Below are 16981 nucleotides of genomic sequence, written 5' to 3' on the forward strand. Positions count from 1 at the left end.
CCGGGCAGGTCCGCGGCACCGTCCGCTTCGCCGACGCCGTGCGGCAGCTCACCGAGCACGGCGTGACGACCTTCTTCGAGCTCGGCCCGGACGCGGTGCTCAGCGGCGCGGTCCGCGAGGGCACCGACGAGGAGACCCGCGCCACCGCCGTCCCGGCCCTGCGCCGGGACCGGCCCGAGGCCCCGGCCCTGACCACGGCACTGGCCCAGCTGCACCTCCACGGGGTCCGGGTCGACTGGGACGCGGTGTTCGCGGGCCGTGCGGCCCGCCGCATCGACCTGCCGACCTACCCGTTCCAGCGCCAGCGCTTCTGGCCCGAGCCGAGCGCCGAGGCCGCCGCACCGGCCCACCCCGCCGACGCCGCGGACGCGGACTTCTGGTCGGCGGTGGAGCGCGCGGACCTCGCGTCCCTGGGATCCGCACTGGACCTGGACGACGACACCCTCACGACCGTCGTGCCCGCCCTCTCCGCCTGGCGGCGCCGCAGCCGGGAGCGCTCCACCATCGACGGCTGGCGCTACCGCACCACCTGGAAGCGCCTGACCGCCCCGACGGTCACCGCCCGCCCCGCCGGCACCTGGCTGGTGCTGTCACCCGCCGACGGCGAGCCGGAATGGCTCGACGCGGTCGCCGGTGTGCCGGGAGCCGACTCCGTACGCCTCGTCGTCACCGCCCCGGAGCGCGTGGCCCTGACGGAGCGGATACGCGAACTGGCCGCCGAACACGGCGCGTTCACGGGCGTCCTGTCCCTGCTGGCCACCGCCGGCGACGACACCGAGGACGTCACTGACACCACGACCACGGGCCTGCTGCTGACGGCCACCGCCGTCCAGGCCCTGGGTGACGCGGACGTCGAGGCCCCCCTGTGGTGCGTGACCCGCACCGCAGTGGCCGTCGACCGCACCGAACACCCGGCCCGCCCCGCCCAGGCCGCCGTCTGGGGCCTGGGCAGGGTGGCCGCACTGGAGCACCCGGAGCGCTGGGGAGGTCTGATCGACCTGCCCGACGCGCTCGACGGCACCACCCTGCGCCGCCTGACCGCCGTCCTCACCGACAGCGGCGGCGAGGACCAACTCGCGCTGCGCGCCACCGCGGCCTTCGCCCGCCGCCTGTCCCACCACCGCGCCGAACCGGCCCCCGAGACCGGCACCTTCCGCCCCACCGGCACCGTGCTCGTCACCGGTGGCACCGGTGCCCTCGGCGGACACGTCGCCCGATGGCTGGCCGCCGCGGGCGCCCCGCACCTGCTGCTCGTCAGCCGTCGCGGCGCCGACGCGCCCGGCGCCGCCGACCTGGCCGCGGAGATCGAGGAGTCGGGCGCCCGGGTCACCCTCGCGGCGTGCGACACCGCCGATCGCGACGCGCTCACCGCGCTCCTGGCCACCGTCCCCGACGAGCAGCCGCTCACCGCGGTGTTCCACACCGCGGGCACCGTCGACGACGGCACCCTGGACACCCTCACCCCCGAGCAGTTCAGCGCCGTCCTGCGCGCCAAGGTCACCGCCACCGTCAACCTCCACGAGGCCACCCGCGACAAGGAGTTGAGCGCGTTCGTGCTCTTCTCCTCCGTGGCCGGCACCCTCGGCGCACCCGGCCAGGGCAACTACGCGGCGGCCAACGCCTTCCTCGACGCCTTCGCCGAACGGCGCCGCGCCCATGGCCTGCCCGCCACCTCGCTGGCCTGGGGCCCCTGGGCGGAGACCGGGATGGCGGCCGACGGCACCAGCGTCCAGGAACGCATCCGCCGCGGCGGCTACACCCCCTTGCCGCCCCGGCTCGCCCTCACCGCCCTGCGGCGGGCGATCGAGCACGGCGCCCCGACGCTGACCCTCGCGGACATCGACTGGCCGCGCTACGCGGAGGTGTTCACCGCCCTGCGCCCCAGTCCCCTCGTCGGCGACCTGCCCGCACTGCGCCGGGCCACCACGCCCACCGGGGCCGAGCACGCCGCCCTGCCGGAGCCGGCTCTGCGCCAGCGGCTCGCCGGACTCTCGCCGACCGCGCGCCCCGGCTTCGTCCTGGACCTGGTGCGCACCCGGGTGGCCGCGGTCCTCGGACACGCCGGCACCTCGGACATCGGCGCCGACCGCGCCTTCAGCGACCTGGGCTTCGACTCGCTGACCACCGTCGAACTGCGCAACACCCTCACGGCCACCACCGGCCTGAAACTGCCCGCGACCCTCGTCTACGACTACCCGACCCCGACCGCACTCGCCGACTTCCTGCTCGGCGAACTCCTCGGCACCCTCCCCGCGGTGGACGTGGCCGGCCCGGCCCCCGCCGGCCGCGCGGCGGACGACGACCCCATCGCCGTCGTCGGCATGAACTGCCGCTTCCCCGGCGGCATCCGGTCGCCCGAGGACCTCTGGCAGCTGCTGAGCCGCGGCGAGGACGCCATCGGCGGCTTCCCCGCGGACCGCGGCTGGGACCTCGACGCGCTCGCCCACGGTGCCTCCGCCACCCTCGAAGGCGGGTTCCTGGACGGCGTGGGCCTCTTCGACGCGGCCTTCTTCGGCATCTCGCCGCGCGAGGCACTGGCCATGGACCCGCAGCAGCGGCTGCTGCTGGAGACCTCCTGGGAGGCGTTCGAGCGCGCCGGCATCGACGCCACCACCCTGCGTGGCAGCCGCACCGGCGTGTTCGTGGGCACCAACGGCCAGGACTACACCGAGCTGCTGCGTCAGGGCACCGGCACCGCCGACCTCCGCGGCCACGTCGCGACCGGCAACACCGCCAGCGTCCTGTCCGGGCGGCTGTCCTACACCTTCGGCCTGGAGGGCCCGGCCGTCACCGTCGACACCGCCTGCTCCTCCGCGCTGGTCGCCCTGCACATGGCCGCCAACGCGCTGCGCAACGGCGAGTGCACCCTCGCCCTGGCCGGCGGCGTCTCGGTGATGTCCAGCCCCGGTGCCTTCACCGAGTTCACGATCCAGGGCGGCCTGGCCCCCGACGGGCGGTGCAAGCCCTTCGCCGAAGCGGCCGACGGCACGAGTTGGTCCGAGGGCGTGGGCGTGCTCGTCCTGGAACGCCTCTCCGAAGCCCGCCGCAACGGCCACGAGGTGTGGGGCATCGTGCGCGGCACCGCCGTCAACCAGGACGGCGCCTCCAACGGGCTGACCGCGCCCAACGGGCGGGCCCAGCAGCGCGCCATCCGCCAGGCCCTCGCCGACGCCCGCCTCGCCCCCGCCGACATCGACGTCGTCGAGGCCCACGGCACCGGCACCACCCTCGGCGACCCCATCGAAGCGGGCGCCCTGATCGCCGCCTACGGGCCGGACCGGCCGCGGCCGCTGCTGGTCGGAGCCGTCAAGTCCAACCTGGGCCACACCCAGGCGGCCGCCGGCGTCGCCGGCACCCTCAAGCTGCTCCTGGCGATGCGCCACGGCGTCCTGCCCAAGACCCTGCACATCGACGCCCCGTCCTCGCACGTCGACTGGACCGACGGTTCGGTCGCGCTCGTCACCGAGCAGCAGGACTGGCCCGCGACCGGGCAGGTCCGGCGGGCCGGTGTCTCGGCCTTCGGCGTCAGCGGCACCAACGCCCACGTCATCCTCGAACAGGCACCGGACACCGAGGAGCCGGTGGCGCCGGAGCCCGTGACGACGGTGCCGGGCCTGGTGCCGTGGCCGGTGTCGGGCAAGTCCGCGGCCGCGCTGGCGGCCCAGATCGAGCGGGTCTCGGCACTGACCGGGGCGTCACCGCTCGACGTCGGCCACTCCCTGGCCACCGGCCGTTCGGCCTTCGCCCACCGCGCGGTGCTCGCCACCGACGGGACGGAGATGCGGGAACTCGCCCGCGGCGTCTCCCGCGGGAGCGACGGGAAGCTGGCGGTGCTGTTCTCCGGTCAGGGCGCGCAACGGGTCGGCATGGGCCGGGAGTTGTACGACAGGTTCCCGGTGTTCGCGGCCGCGTTGGACGAGGTGCTGGCGCACTTCGACGACGAGCTGCGGGAGGTGCTGTTCGGCGCGGCGGACGGCCTGGACGAGACGGGCTTCACCCAGCCGGCGTTGTTCGCCGTCGAGGTGGCGCTGTTCCGGCTGGCGGAGTCCCTCGGCGTGCGACCGGACTTCGTCGCCGGGCATTCGATCGGTGAGATCGCGGCGGCGCACGTCGCCGGGGTGTTCTCGCTCGCGGACGCGTGCGCGTTGGTGGCGGCCCGGGCGCGGTTGATGCAGGCGCTGCCCGCGGGCGGCGCGATGGTGGCCGTCCAGGCGTCCGAGGACGAGGTCGGTCCGCGGCTGACCGAGGGCGTGTCGATCGCGGCGGTCAACGGCCCCGAGGCGCTCGTCCTCGCCGGCCGGGAGGCCGACGTGCTCGCCCTGGCCGCAGAGTTGGTCGGCGAGGGGCGCAAGACGCAACGCCTGGCGGTGAGCCACGCCTTCCACTCGGCGTTGATGGAGCCGATGCTGGCGGACTTCCGCCGGGTGGCCGAGGAGCTGTCGTACGAGGCCCCGCAGATCCCCGTCGTGTCCAACGTGACGGGTCAGGTCGCCGCCGCGGAGTCGCTGTGCACGCCCGACTACTGGGTGCGGCACGTGCGGGAGACGGTGCGCTTCGCCGACGGCGTGCGCACGCTCGAAGCCGAAGGCGCCTCGGTCTTCCTGGAGTTGGGCCCGGACGGCGTGCTGACCGCGATGGCCCAGCACACCCTGGACGGGACCGCGACCGTCGTTCCGGCGCTGCGCAAGGACCGTCCCGAGGAGACCGCGCTGCTCACCGCGCTCGCCCAGCTGTACGTGGTGGGCGTCGCGGTGGACTGGTCGGGCGTCTTCGCCGGTACCGGCGCCCGCCGCGTGGACCTGCCCACCTACCCCTTCCAGCAGGAGTGGTTCTGGCCCGAGGTCGCGGCCGTCGAGCCTCACCACGACGGCCCGCAGGACTCCGCGGACGCCGACTTCTGGGACGCGGTGGAGCGCGCGGACCTCCCGGCGCTCGCCGACGACCTGCAGCTGGACGACGCCGCACTGGCGACCCTCGTCCCCGCCCTGTCCGCCTGGCGCCGCAAGCGCGTCGAACGCTCCACCGTCGACGGCTGGCGCTACCGGGTGACCTTCACCCCGCTGGCCGGCACCGCGCCCGGTACCCTCACCGGACGGTGGCTGGCGCTCGTCCCGACGGGCGGCACCGACGACGTGTGGACCGCCGCTGTCCTCGCCGCCCTCGGCGAGACGGCCGTCCTCGTCGAGGCCGATCCGACCGACCGCGCCGCGCTCACCGGCCGGCTGGCCGAACTCGCGGCGCAGGAGGACGGGTTCACGGGAGCGGTCTCGCTGCTCGCCGCCCCGTACGCCGACGCGCTCCCCGCCGGACCGGCCTGGCCGACCGAGGCCGTGGCGGCCCTGGCGGACGCCGGGATCGACGCCCCCTTGTGGTGCGTCACCCGCGACGCGGTGTCGGTGGGCCGCACGGAGACCGAGGTCAGCCCCGCCCAGGCGATGGTGTGGGGAATCGGCCGGGTCGCCGCCGTGGACCACCCGGACCGCTGGGGCGGTCTGGTGGACGTGCCGCCGGTGCTCGACCGGCGCGCGGCCGAACGGTTCCGCACCGTCCTCGCGGGCATCGGCGCCGAGGACCAGGTCGCGCTGCGGGCCTCCGGCCTCTACGGGCGACGGCTGGTGCGCGCCGCGCACGACGGCCCCGCGACCCCGTGGCAGCCGACCGGCACGGTCCTGATCGTCGGCCCGGCCGCCGGCACCGGCGGCCAGTGCGTCCGCTGGCTCGCCGGGCAGGGCGCCCAGCACCTGGTGCTGGCCGACCCCACCGCCCCGGACAGCGCGCCGGCGCGGCCGGCGTTCGACGACCTGGGCGTGCCGGTGACGGTGCTCGACTGCGGCCCCTCCGACGGGGAGGCACTGCTGACCGCGCTCGCCGCGCTGCCGGCCGAGGCACCGCTGACCGCCGTCGTGCACACCGACGAGCCGTCCGACGCGGCGGAGCCGCACGCCGCCCTGGCCGCCCTGCGCGCCAACGTGGCGCAGCTCGCGGAGATCGCCGAGGCGGCGGCCGGCGACCGTCCCCTGGACGCGTTCGTCCTCTTCTCCACGATCGCCGCGACGTGGGGCGCCGGCGGCCGCGTCATCGAGGCCGCGGCGGGCGCCCAACTCACCTGTGTGACAAGGGTGTTGCGTCAGCGAGGGCTGCCGGCCGTGACGGTCGCCTGGGGCGGCTGGGCCGGCCTCGCGTCCGACGGCCTGGCGGCCCACCTGAGGGTCAACGGCCTGCCGCCGATGGACTCCGCGCAGGCCCTGACCGCCCTCGCCCACTCGCTCGACACCGACACCGACACCGACACCGACACGGTGACGATCGCCGACGTCCGCTGGGACCGGTTCGCGCCCGCCTTCACCCGCAACCGGAGCAGCGCCCTCTTCGCGGAACTGCCCGAGGCCCAGGCGGCGCTCGCACAGCCGGCCGCCGCCGAGGCGGGCCCGGCGGGCACCGCGACCGGCCTGCGCGCCGAACTCGCCGCCCGCCCGGCCGCGGAACGGACCGAGGTCCTGCTGGCCCTCGTCCGCACCCGGGTCGCCGCGGTGCTCGGGTTCGCGGACGCCGACGCCGTACCGTCCGGCCAGCCGTTCCGGGACCTCGGCTTCGACTCGCTGACCGGAGTGGACCTGCGCAACCAACTGGCCACCGCCACCGGTCTCGCACTGCCCGCGACCCTCGTCTTCGACTACCCCACGGCCGAGGCGCTCGCCGACCACCTGCGGGCCGAACTCCTCGGCGAGGAAACGGCGGAGTACGGCGCGGCCCTGCGGGTGGGGTCCGCCGCCACCACCGACGACCCGGTCGTCATCGTCGGCATGAGCTGCCGCTACCCGGGCGGGGTCAGCTCGCCCGAGGACTTGTGGCAGCTGGTCACGGACGAAGTCGACGCCATCGGGGGCTTCCCCACGGACCGCGGCTGGGACCTGGACCGACTGCTGCGCGGCGACCGGAACGGCCGCGGCCGGACCGTCACCCGCGAAGGCGGTTTCCTCTACGACGTCGCCGACTTCGACCCCGGGTTCTTCGGGATCTCGCCGCGCGAGGCGATGGTGATGGACCCGCAGCAGCGCATCCTGCTGGAAGCGACCTGGGAGGCGCTGGAGCGCGCCGGCATCGACCCCGTCGGGCTGCGCGGCGGCGACACCGGGGTGTTCGTCGGCGGCGGATCGGGCGACTACCGGCCCGAGGCCGGCCAGCTCGGCCACGCGCAGACCGCCCAGTCGGCGAGCCTGCTCTCCGGCCGGGTGTCCTACACCTTCGGTCTGGAAGGCCCCTCCGTCAGCGTCGACACGGCCTGCTCGTCGTCCCTGGTGGCGCTCCACCTGGCCGCCCAGGCACTGCGGGCGGGGGAGTGCGCCCTCGCCGTCACCGGCGGGGTGACGGTGATGTCCAGCCCGGTGAACTTCGTCGAGTTCGGCGAGATGGGGGCGCTCGCCGCGGACGGCCGCTGCCGGCCCTTCGCGTCCGCCGCGGGCGGCACCGGCTGGTCCGAGGGCGTCGGCGTCCTCGTCCTGGAACGGCTCTCCGACGCCCGCCGCAACGGGCACCAGGTCCTCGCGGTGCTGCGCGGCTCCGCCGTCAACCAGGACGGTGCCAGCAACGGCATCACCGCGCCCAACGGCCCCTCGCAGCGCCGGGTCATCCAGCGGGCGCTGGCCGCCGCGGCTCTCGCACCGGCCGACGTGGACGCGGTGGAGGCCCACGGCACCGGAACCACCCTGGGCGACCCCATCGAAGCGCAGGCACTGCTGTCCACCTACGGACAGGGACGGGAACCGGAACTGCCGCTCCTGCTCGGGTCGTTGAAGTCCAACATCGGCCACACCCAGGCCGCCGCCGGCGTCGCCGGCGTGATCAAGATGGTGTTGGCGATGCAGCACGGCGTACTGCCCAGGTCCCTGCACATCGACGAGCCCTCGGCGCACGTCGATTGGACCGCCGGCGGCGTCGAACTGCTGACCGGAGCGGTCGCGTGGCCGCAGACCGGACGGCCGCGCCGGGCCGGCATCTCGGCCTTCGGCGCCAGCGGCACCAACTCCCACGTGATCATCGAGCAGCCCGCACCGGTCACGACGGACGAACCCGCCCGCCCCGAGCAGGCCGGCTTGCTGCCGGTCCCGGTGACGGGCGCCGTGCCGGAGGCGCTGCGGGCCCAGGCCCGACGGCTGCACGCCCATGTGGCCTCCCGTCCGGACCTCACCGTCGCCGAGGTGGCACTGTCCGCGGCCACCACCCGGTCGGCCTTCGCCCACCGCGCCGCCGTCCTCGCCGAAGACCGCGAGGAACTCCTCGCCGGCCTGGCCGCGCTCGCCGACGGCCTCGACACCCCCCAGGTCCTGCACGGCCGGGCGGCGGAGCGCCGGGGCAAGCTCGCGGTGCTGTTCTCCGGCCAGGGCTCGCAGCGGGTGGGCATGGGACGTGAACTCCACGCCCGCTACCCGGTGTTCGCCGAGGCCCTCGACGCGGTGACGGCACACCTGGACACGGAACTGGACCTCCCCCTGCGGGACGTCATGTTCGGTGACGAGGAGCGCCTGAACGCAACGGGCTTCACCCAGCCCGCACTGTTCGCGGTCGAGGTGGCACTGTTCCGGCTGGTCGAGTCGTGGGGCATCCGCCCGGACTTCGTGGCCGGGCACTCGATCGGCGAGATCACGGCGGCGCACGTGGCCGGGGTCCTCTCCCTCGACGACGCGTGCCGGCTGGTGGCCGCCCGGGCACGGCTGATGAACGCCCTGCCCACGGGCGGCGCCATGATCGCCGTCCAGGCGTCCGAGGAGGAGGCCCGGCCGCACCTGGCCGAGCGCGTGTGCCTCGCCGCGGTCAACGGGCCGCGGTCGGTGGTGCTCTCCGGCGACGAGGACGCCGTGTCGGAGGTGGCGGAGAAGTTCACCGCGGACGGCCGGAAGACTACGCGTTTGCGGGTCAGCCATGCGTTTCACTCCGTGCACATGGATGCCATGCTCCAGGACTTCCGACGGGTCGCCGCGACCCTCACCTACCACGCCCCGGCGATCCCGCTCGTGTCCAACGTGACCGGCCGGGCCGCCACCGACCAGCAGGTGTGCGACCCGGACTACTGGGTCAGGCACGTCCGCGAGGCGGTCCGCTTCGCCGACGGGGTGCAGACCCTGGCCGAACGCGGCGTGACCGCCTTCCTGGAACTCGGCCCCGACGGCACGCTCTGCGCCATGGCCCAGGACACCCTGGACGCCCTGCCCGCGCGGCCGGTCACCGTACCGGCGCTGCGCCGGGACCGCGGTGAACAGGAGTCCGTGCTCAGCGCCCTGACCCGGCTGTACGTCGAGGGAGTCGCCCCCGACTGGGACACGCTGTTCGGCACCGCCGCGACCGCGCCCCGCCGCACCGACCTGCCCACCTACCCCTTCCAGCACCAGCGGTACTGGCCGGCCACCGAGTCCGCCACCGACCCCGGGGCCCCGGCCGAGGGGGACGACGGCTTCTGGTCGGCGGTGCGCGAGGCCGACTTCGCCGCGCTGGAGACGACCCTCAACGTCGACGGTGACGCCCTGGCCAAGGTGCTGCCCGCGCTCGCGGACTGGCGCCGCCGGCGGGACGAGGAGCACACCGTCGACGGGTGGCGGCAGCAGATCGGCTGGCAGCCGCTCACCGCACAGCCCGCCCCCGCCCCGGCCGGCACCTGGCTCGCCGTGCTCCCCGCCGGCTCGTCCGACGACGCCTGGGCCGCCGACGCCGTCGCCGCCCTGGGCCCGAACACCGTGCGCCTGGAAGCGCCCGGCCCGGACCGTGCGGCGCTCGCCGCGCGACTGCACCAACTGGTCGACGAAGGGCGCGAGTTCACCGGAGTGGTCTCCCTGCTCGCCCTCGCCGAGGGGCCCGGCCGCGACACGTCGACGGCCCCCGCGGGACTGGCCCTGACCACCGCCCTGCTCCAGGCGCTCGGCGACGCGGAGATCGCCGCCCCCCTGTGGTGCGTCACCCGCGGCGCGGTAGCGGCCGCCCCCGCCGAACCGGTGCCCGGGCTCGCCCAGGCCGCCGTGTGGGGCCTGGGGCGGGTCGCCGCCCTGGAGTACCCGCAGCGCTGGGGCGGACTGATCGACCTGCCCGACACCCTCGACGAGCGGACCGCGGCCCGCTTCGCGGAAACCCTCACGGCCCCCGGGGGAGAGGACCAGATCGCGATCCGGCCCTCCGCCGCCCTCGGCCGCCGACTGGTGCCCGTACCGGCCGGGCAGGGCGCGGCGGAGTGGGAGCCCACCGGCACCGTCCTGATCACCGGCGGCACCGGAGCCCTGGGCGCCCAGGTCGCCCGCCGGCTCGCCGCGGCGGGCGCCCGGCACCTGCTGCTGCTCAGCCGCCGGGGCGCCGACGCCCCCGGCGCGGACGACCTGCGGGCCGAACTGACCGCACTGGGCACGGAGGTGACCCTCGCCGCCTGCGACGCCGCCGACCGCGACGCGCTCGCCGCGGTCCTCGCCGCGGTCCCCGACGACGCGCCGCTGACCGGGGTGATCCACACCGCGGGCGTCCTGGACGACGGTGTCCTCGACAGCCTCACCCCGGACCGCTACGAGGCCGTCTTCCGCGCCAAGGCCGCCTCGGCCCTGGCCCTGCACGACCTCACCCGGGACCGGGACCTGGCGGTCTTCGCCCTGTTCTCCTCGTCCTCCGGAGCGGTCGGCAACCTCGGCCAGGCCAACTACGCCGCCGCCAACGCCTACCTGGACGCGCTCGCCGAACACCGCCGGGCCCGGGGCCTGGCCGCGACCTCGGTCGCCTGGGGCGTGTGGGGCGGCGAGGGCATGGCGGCCGACCAGCGGGCGGCCGACCTGGCCCAGCGCACCGGAATCCGTGCGCTGGACCCGGACCTCGCCGTCGTGGCGCTGCGCCGGGCCGTCATGGACGGACGGCCCACCGAGATCGTCGCCGACCTCGACCGCGACCGGTTCGTCCGTTCCTTCACCGCCGTACGGCCCAGCCCGCTGCTCGGCGTGCCGGCCGGCACCGAGGACCGGGCGGCGCAGGACAGTGGCGCCGGCGCCACCGCTGACGCCCTGCGCGAGCAGTTGACGGGCCAGACACCGGCGCAGCGCGCCCGGACCGTACTGGACCTGGTCCGCAGCCGCGCCGCGGCGGTACTGGGACACCCCACGGCCGACGCCGTGGGGGCCGACCGGGCCTTCCGCGACCTCGGCTTCGACTCCCTCAGCGCCGTCGAACTGCGCAACCAACTCGGCGCCGCGACCGGACTGACCCTGGCCGCCACGCTCGTCTTCGACCACCCCAACCCCAGCGAACTGGCGGACCACGTCCTGGCCCGGCTCGTCCCCGACGAGGGGCCGGGGCAGGAGGAGGCGGCCGACGACGAGGCGGACGCCGCGGGCATCCGGGCCCTCCTCACCTCCGTCCCCATGAAGCGACTGCGCGAGATCGGAGTGCTCGACCCCCTGCTGAAGCTCGCCGCCGAACAGGCCGCGGCCTCCGACGACGCGGCCACCACGACGGCGGACGACGCCTACGACGCATCGATCGACGCCATGGACGTCGCCGACCTGGTGCAGGCGGCGTTCGACGGCAACTCCTCCCACGAGCGTGGACAGAGCTGAAAGAGCGGACCATGACCACATCCAGTGAAACCGTCGTCGCAGCCCTCCGCGCCTCGTTGAAGGAGGCCGAGCACCTGCGCCGGCAGAACCACAAGCTCGCCGCCGCGGCCACCGAACCGATCGCGATCGTGGCGATGGCCTGCCGGTACCCCGGTGGCGCGCACTCGCCCGACGACCTCTGGGAGCTGCTGGCCGCGGGCAAGGACGCGATCGGCGCCTTCCCCACGGACCGCGGCTGGGACCTGGGCGCCCTGCGGGACGCCGGCGTCGACGAACGCGGCAACGCAGTCAGCCAGGAAGGAGGCTTCCTCGACGGCGTGGGGGACTTCGACGCCGACTTCTTCGGCATCTCCCCGCGCGAAGCCGTCACCATGGACCCGCAACAGCGGCTGCTGCTGGAAACCTCGTGGGAAGCCATCGAGCGCGCCGGCATCGCCCCCACCGCCCTGCGCGGCAGCCGCACCGGGGTGTTCATCGGCACCAACGGCCAGGACTACGCCCACCTGCTCATCCGTTCCCTGACCGACGCCACCGGGGACATCGGCACCGGCATCGCCGCCAGTGCCACGTCCGGCCGACTGTCCTACACGCTGGGCCTGGAAGGCCCCGCGGTGACCGTCGACACGGCCTGCTCCTCGTCGCTGGTGGCCCTGCACTCGGCGGCCCACGCCCTGCGGGCCGGTGAGTGCACGCTGGCCCTGGTCGGCGGCGTCAACGTGATGGCGTCCCCCGGTTCCCTGATGGAGTTCAGCCGGCAGGGCGGCCTCGCGGCGGACGGCCGCTGCAAGGCGTTCGCCGACGCCGCCGACGGCACCGGCTGGTCGGAGGGCGCCGGGGTGCTCCTCGTGGAGCGCCTGAGCGACGCCCGCCGCAACGGGCACCCCGTCCTGGCCGTCGTGCGCGGCTCGGCCGTCAACCAGGACGGCGCCTCCAACGGCTTCACCGCGCCCAGCGGCCCGGCCCAACAGCGGGTGATCCGGCAGGCACTGGCCAGCGCCGGACTGTCGACCGGCGACGTGGACGTGGTCGAGGCGCACGGTACCGGCACCGCGCTGGGCGATCCGATCGAGGCCCAGGCATTGCTGGCCACGTACGGCCAGGGCCGTGACCCCGAACGCCCGCTGCTGCTGGGCTCGGTGAAGTCCAACCTCGGCCACACCCAGGCGGCCGCGGGCGTGGCCGGGGTCATGAAGGTGGTCCTGGCGATGCAGCACGGCGTGCTGCCCCCGACCTTGCACGTCGACGAGCCGTCGTCGCACGTGGACTGGTCGGCGGGTGCGGTGGAGCTGCTGACGGAGGCCCAGGGATGGCCCGGGGTCGACCGGCCGTGGCGGGCCGGGGTGTCGTCGTTCGGGATCAGCGGCACCAACGCCCACGTCATCATCGAACGGGCCGACCCCGACGACGCGCCCCGCACGGAACCGGGCGGGGTGCCCACCGAGGTGCCGTGGCTGGTGTCGGCCAAGTCCGAGCGGGCACTGGCGGCACAGATCGAGCGGATCGGGTCCGACCGCGGCACGGCGACACCGCTGGACGTGGGCTTCTCGCTCGCCTCGGGGCGTTCGACGTTCGCGCACCGCGCGGTGCTGCTCGCGCCGTGCCCCGACGGTGCGTTGACCGAGGCGGCGCGGGGCCGGGCGGCGACGGACCGCCCGCTCGCCGTGCTGTTCTCGGGGCAGGGCGCGCAACGCGCCGGCATGGGCCGGGAGTTGTACGACCGGCACCCGACGTTCGCGGCGGCCCTGGACGCGGTGCTGGCGCAGTTCGAAGGCGCACTGCCGGAACTGCGGCCGGTGATGTTCGGGGACGCCGACGGCCTGGACGGGACCGGGTTCACCCAGCCGGCGTTGTTCGCCGTCGAGGTGGCGCTGTTCCGGCTGGTGGAGTCCTGGGGGATCCGCCCCGACTTCGTCGCCGGGCATTCGATCGGCGAGATCACGGCGGCGCACGTGGCCGGGGTGCTGTCGTTGGAGGATGCCTGTGCGCTGGTGGCGGCGCGGGCGCGGTTGATGCAGGCGTTGCCGACCGGTGGTGCGATGGTGGCCGTCCAGGCGTCCGAGGAGGTGGTGCGGCCGCGGCTGGTGGACGGGGTGTCGATCGCGGCGGTCAACGGCCCCGAGGCGATCGTCCTCGCCGGTGACGACGCCGAAGTGCTGCGCATATCGGCGGAGTTGAAGGACGAAGGCCACAAGACGCAACGCCTCGCGGTCAGCCACGCCTTCCATTCGGCGTTGATGGAGCCGATGCTGGCGGACTTCCGGCGGGTGGCCGAGGGACTGTCGTTCTCACCGCCGCGGCTCCCCCTCGTGTCCAACGTGACCGGACGCCTGGTCACCGGGGAATCGGTGTGCTCGCCCGACTACTGGGTGCGGCACGTGCGGGAGACGGTCCGTTTCGCGGACGGCCTGCGGACCCTCGCGGACGAAGGCGCCTCGGTCTTCCTGGAGTTGGGGCCGGACGGCGTGCTGACGGCGATGGCGCAGCACACCCTGGACGAGGCCGCGCTGTGCGTCAGCGCCCTGCGCGCGGACCGCCCCGAGGAACGGGCCCTGCTGACCGCACTGGCCCGGCTGCACGTCGCGGGCGTGGCGGTGGACTGGGCGGCGTGGTTCGCCGGTACCGGCGCGCGCCGCGTGGACCTGCCCACCTACCCCTTCCAACGCGCGCGCTACTGGCCCGCGCCGACCGCGTCGACCGGGGACGTGACCGGCGCCGGCCTGCTCCCCGCCGACCACCCCCTGCTGGGCGCGGCGGTGCCCCTGGGGGCCTCGGGCGGGCTGCTGCTCACCGGCCGGCTGTCCACCCGCACCCACCCCTGGCTGCTGGACCACGTGGTGGACGGCGCGTGCGTCCTGCCCGCCGCCGGCTTCCTCGAACTCGCCGTCCGCGCGGGCGACCAGGTCGGCTGCGACCGCGTGCACACGCTCACCCTCACCGAGCCGCTCGTACTGGCCGGCGACGACGCCGTGTTGCTCCAAGTGTCGCTCGGCGCACCCGACGTGAACGGCGAGCGCGAGGTCCGGGTGTCCTCGCAGCCCGCGGGCACCCCCGACCGGCCGTGGACGGACCACGCCCACGGCACGCTGACGCCCGCATCGTCGGCCGGGGGGACGGCGCACGGCACCGCGGCGTTCGACGCCTCCGCCTGGCCGCCGGCCGGAGCCGAGCCGACGCACCCCGCGGACCACGACGAGGGCGTCGAGCACGGCCCGGTGTTCCGGACGGTTCGCGCCCTGTGGAGCCACGGTGACGAGACCTTCGTCGAGGCCGTGCTGCCCGACGAGGTCGCCGACGCGGCGGACTTCGGCCTGCACCCGGCGCTGCTGGAAGCCGTGACGCAGGCGGCCGCACCCGACGGCGACCTCGCCCCCTCTGCCTGGCACGGCGTCGAACTGTACGCCAGCGGGGCGTCGGAGGTCCGCATACGCCTGGCGAAGACCGGCCCGGACACGTACGCCGTCGCCGTCGCCGACGCCGCGGGGGCCCCCGTCCTGTCGGTGGACTCCCTGGTCCTGGAAGCCAGGAAACCGCTCGCGCGCGCGGCCGGCACCGGTGCCGAAGAAGGCGCCCTGCTGCGACTGGACTGGGTGCCGGCCGCCCCGACACCGGCCGCCGACGACGTGCGCAGCGTGACGCTGGGCACCGGCGGACTGGCGTCGCTGGAGGACGTGCCCGAACTCGTCGTCGCCACGGTGCCGGGCACCGCCGACGACGTCCCGGGCACCGTCCACGAACGGACCGCGTGGGCGCTGGGACTGATCCAGGCATGGCTGGCGGACGAGCGGTTCGCCGCCGCCCGGCTGGTGTTCGTGACCGACGGCGCGGTGTCCGGTGACGACCTGGCCGCCGCGGCGGTATGGGGCCTGGTGGCCTCGGCGCAGTCGGAGCACCCGGACCGCTTCGCCCTGGTGGACACGCCGGACGCGGACCTCCCGGCCGCGCTGCCGGGCCTGCTGGCCGCCGGCGACGCCCAGTTCCTCGTGCGCGACGACACGGTGCACCTCGCCCGGCTCGCCCGGCTGCCCGCACCCGACGACGCCACCCCCCGCCTCCCCGCCTGGGACCCGGACGGCACGACGCTGATCACCGGCGGTACGGGCGGCCTGGGCGGCCTCCTCGCCCGGCACCTCGTGGCCGAGCACGGGACCAAGCACCTCGTCCTGGTGAGCCGCAGCGGAGAGACCGCACCGGGTGCCGCCGCGCTGCGCGCCGAACTGACGGCCCTCGGCGCCGACGTGACGATCGCCGCCTGTGACACCACCGACCGGGCCGCGCTCGGCCGGGTGCTCGACTCCCTCGCCCATCCGCTGGCCGCGGTGATCCACACGGCCGGTGTGCTGGACGACGGCGTGGTCACCGCACTGACCCCGGAGCGACTGTCGGGCGTGCTGCGCCCGAAGGTGGACGCCGCCTGGCACCTGCACGAGCTCACCCGGGAGACGGACCTCGGCGCGTTCGTCGTCTTCTCCTCGATCTCCGGCGTCATGGGCGGCGCCGGCCAGGCCAACTACGCCGCGGGCAACGTCTTCCTCGACGCCCTGGCCAGGCACCGCGCCGCCCGGGGCCTGCCCGCCCAGTCCCTCGCCTGGGGCGCGTGGGCACAGGCCAGCGGCATGACGGGGGCACTGTCCGACGCGGACATGCAGCGGATCGCGGCGACCGGCGTGCCGCCGCTCACCGCGGAGCAGGGCCTGGCGCTGTTCGACGCCGCCACCGCGACGGACGCACCCCACCTCGTCCCGATCGGCCCGGTCGCCGCCGGAACCCGGGTCCGCGGCGCCGTTCCGCCGGTGCTCCGGGGCCTGATCAAGGGCGCCCGGCGGACCGCCGCGAGCTCCGCCCCCGGCGCCGACGCCCCCGCCGAGCTCGCCCGGAACCTGGCGCAGGCACGGCCGGAGGACCGGGTCCGGCTGCTGACCGACCTCGTACGGACCGAGGCCGCTGCCGTACTCGGGCACACCTCGGCCAAGGCGGTGGACGCCCGGCGGGAGTTCCACGACCTGGGCTTCGACTCGCTGACCGCCGTCGAGCTCCGCAACCGTCTGGCCACCGCGACCGGACTGCGGCTGACCGCCACCCTCGTCTTCGACTACCCCACCCCCCTCGCCCTCTCCGCACACCTCGTCCCGCAGCTCGTGGACGAAGCCCGGACAGCGGCGGGCCCGGCCCTGCTCGCGGAGATCGATCGGCTCGACGCCGCACTCGCGGCCGGCGCGCCCGACTCCCGCACGCGGACCGCCGTCGCCAACCGCCTGTCGCAACTCCTGGACACCTGGCGGGGGACCGCGGCGCAGGAGAACGGCTCCGGGGTCGCCGAACGTCTCGAATCCGCCAGTGCGGTGGAAATCCTCGCCTTCATCGACAACGAACTCGGGCGTCACAGCGACCGCTGAACCCGGCCCCCA

The 16981-nt window shown here is 75.5% G+C and carries 2 protein-coding genes (1 of these 2 only partly in view); both read left to right on the top strand.

The window, feature by feature from the left end; genetic code table 11:
* Nucleotides 1–11576, top strand: partial view of a type I polyketide synthase gene (locus ACLJT4_RS15525; RefSeq protein ID WP_411122908.1) — the 3' end only. 16921 nt of this gene lie to the left of the window's left edge; 11576 of the gene's 28497 nt are visible here — the last part of the coding sequence; its start codon lies beyond the left edge, outside the window; its stop codon occupies nt 11574–11576.
* Nucleotides 11577–11587: 11 nt separating this feature from the next.
* Entirely contained in the window at nt 11588–16969 is a 5382-nt protein-coding gene (locus tag ACLJT4_RS15530) for an SDR family NAD(P)-dependent oxidoreductase (protein WP_411122909.1), read from the top strand.
* The last annotated feature ends 12 nt before the right edge of the window (nt 16970–16981 follow it).

It is taken from the genome of Streptomyces sp. x-19 (assembly GCF_046549115.1).
GTDB classification, from domain to species: Bacteria; Actinomycetota; Actinomycetes; order Streptomycetales; family Streptomycetaceae; genus Streptomyces; species Streptomyces albulus_C.

What these genes read in the sequence shown, in the direction of transcription:
- ACLJT4_RS15530 (WP_411122909.1), top strand. Translation starts at nt 11,588, where the DNA reads ATGACCACATCCAGTGAAACCGTCGTCGCAGCCCTCCGCGCCTCGTTG.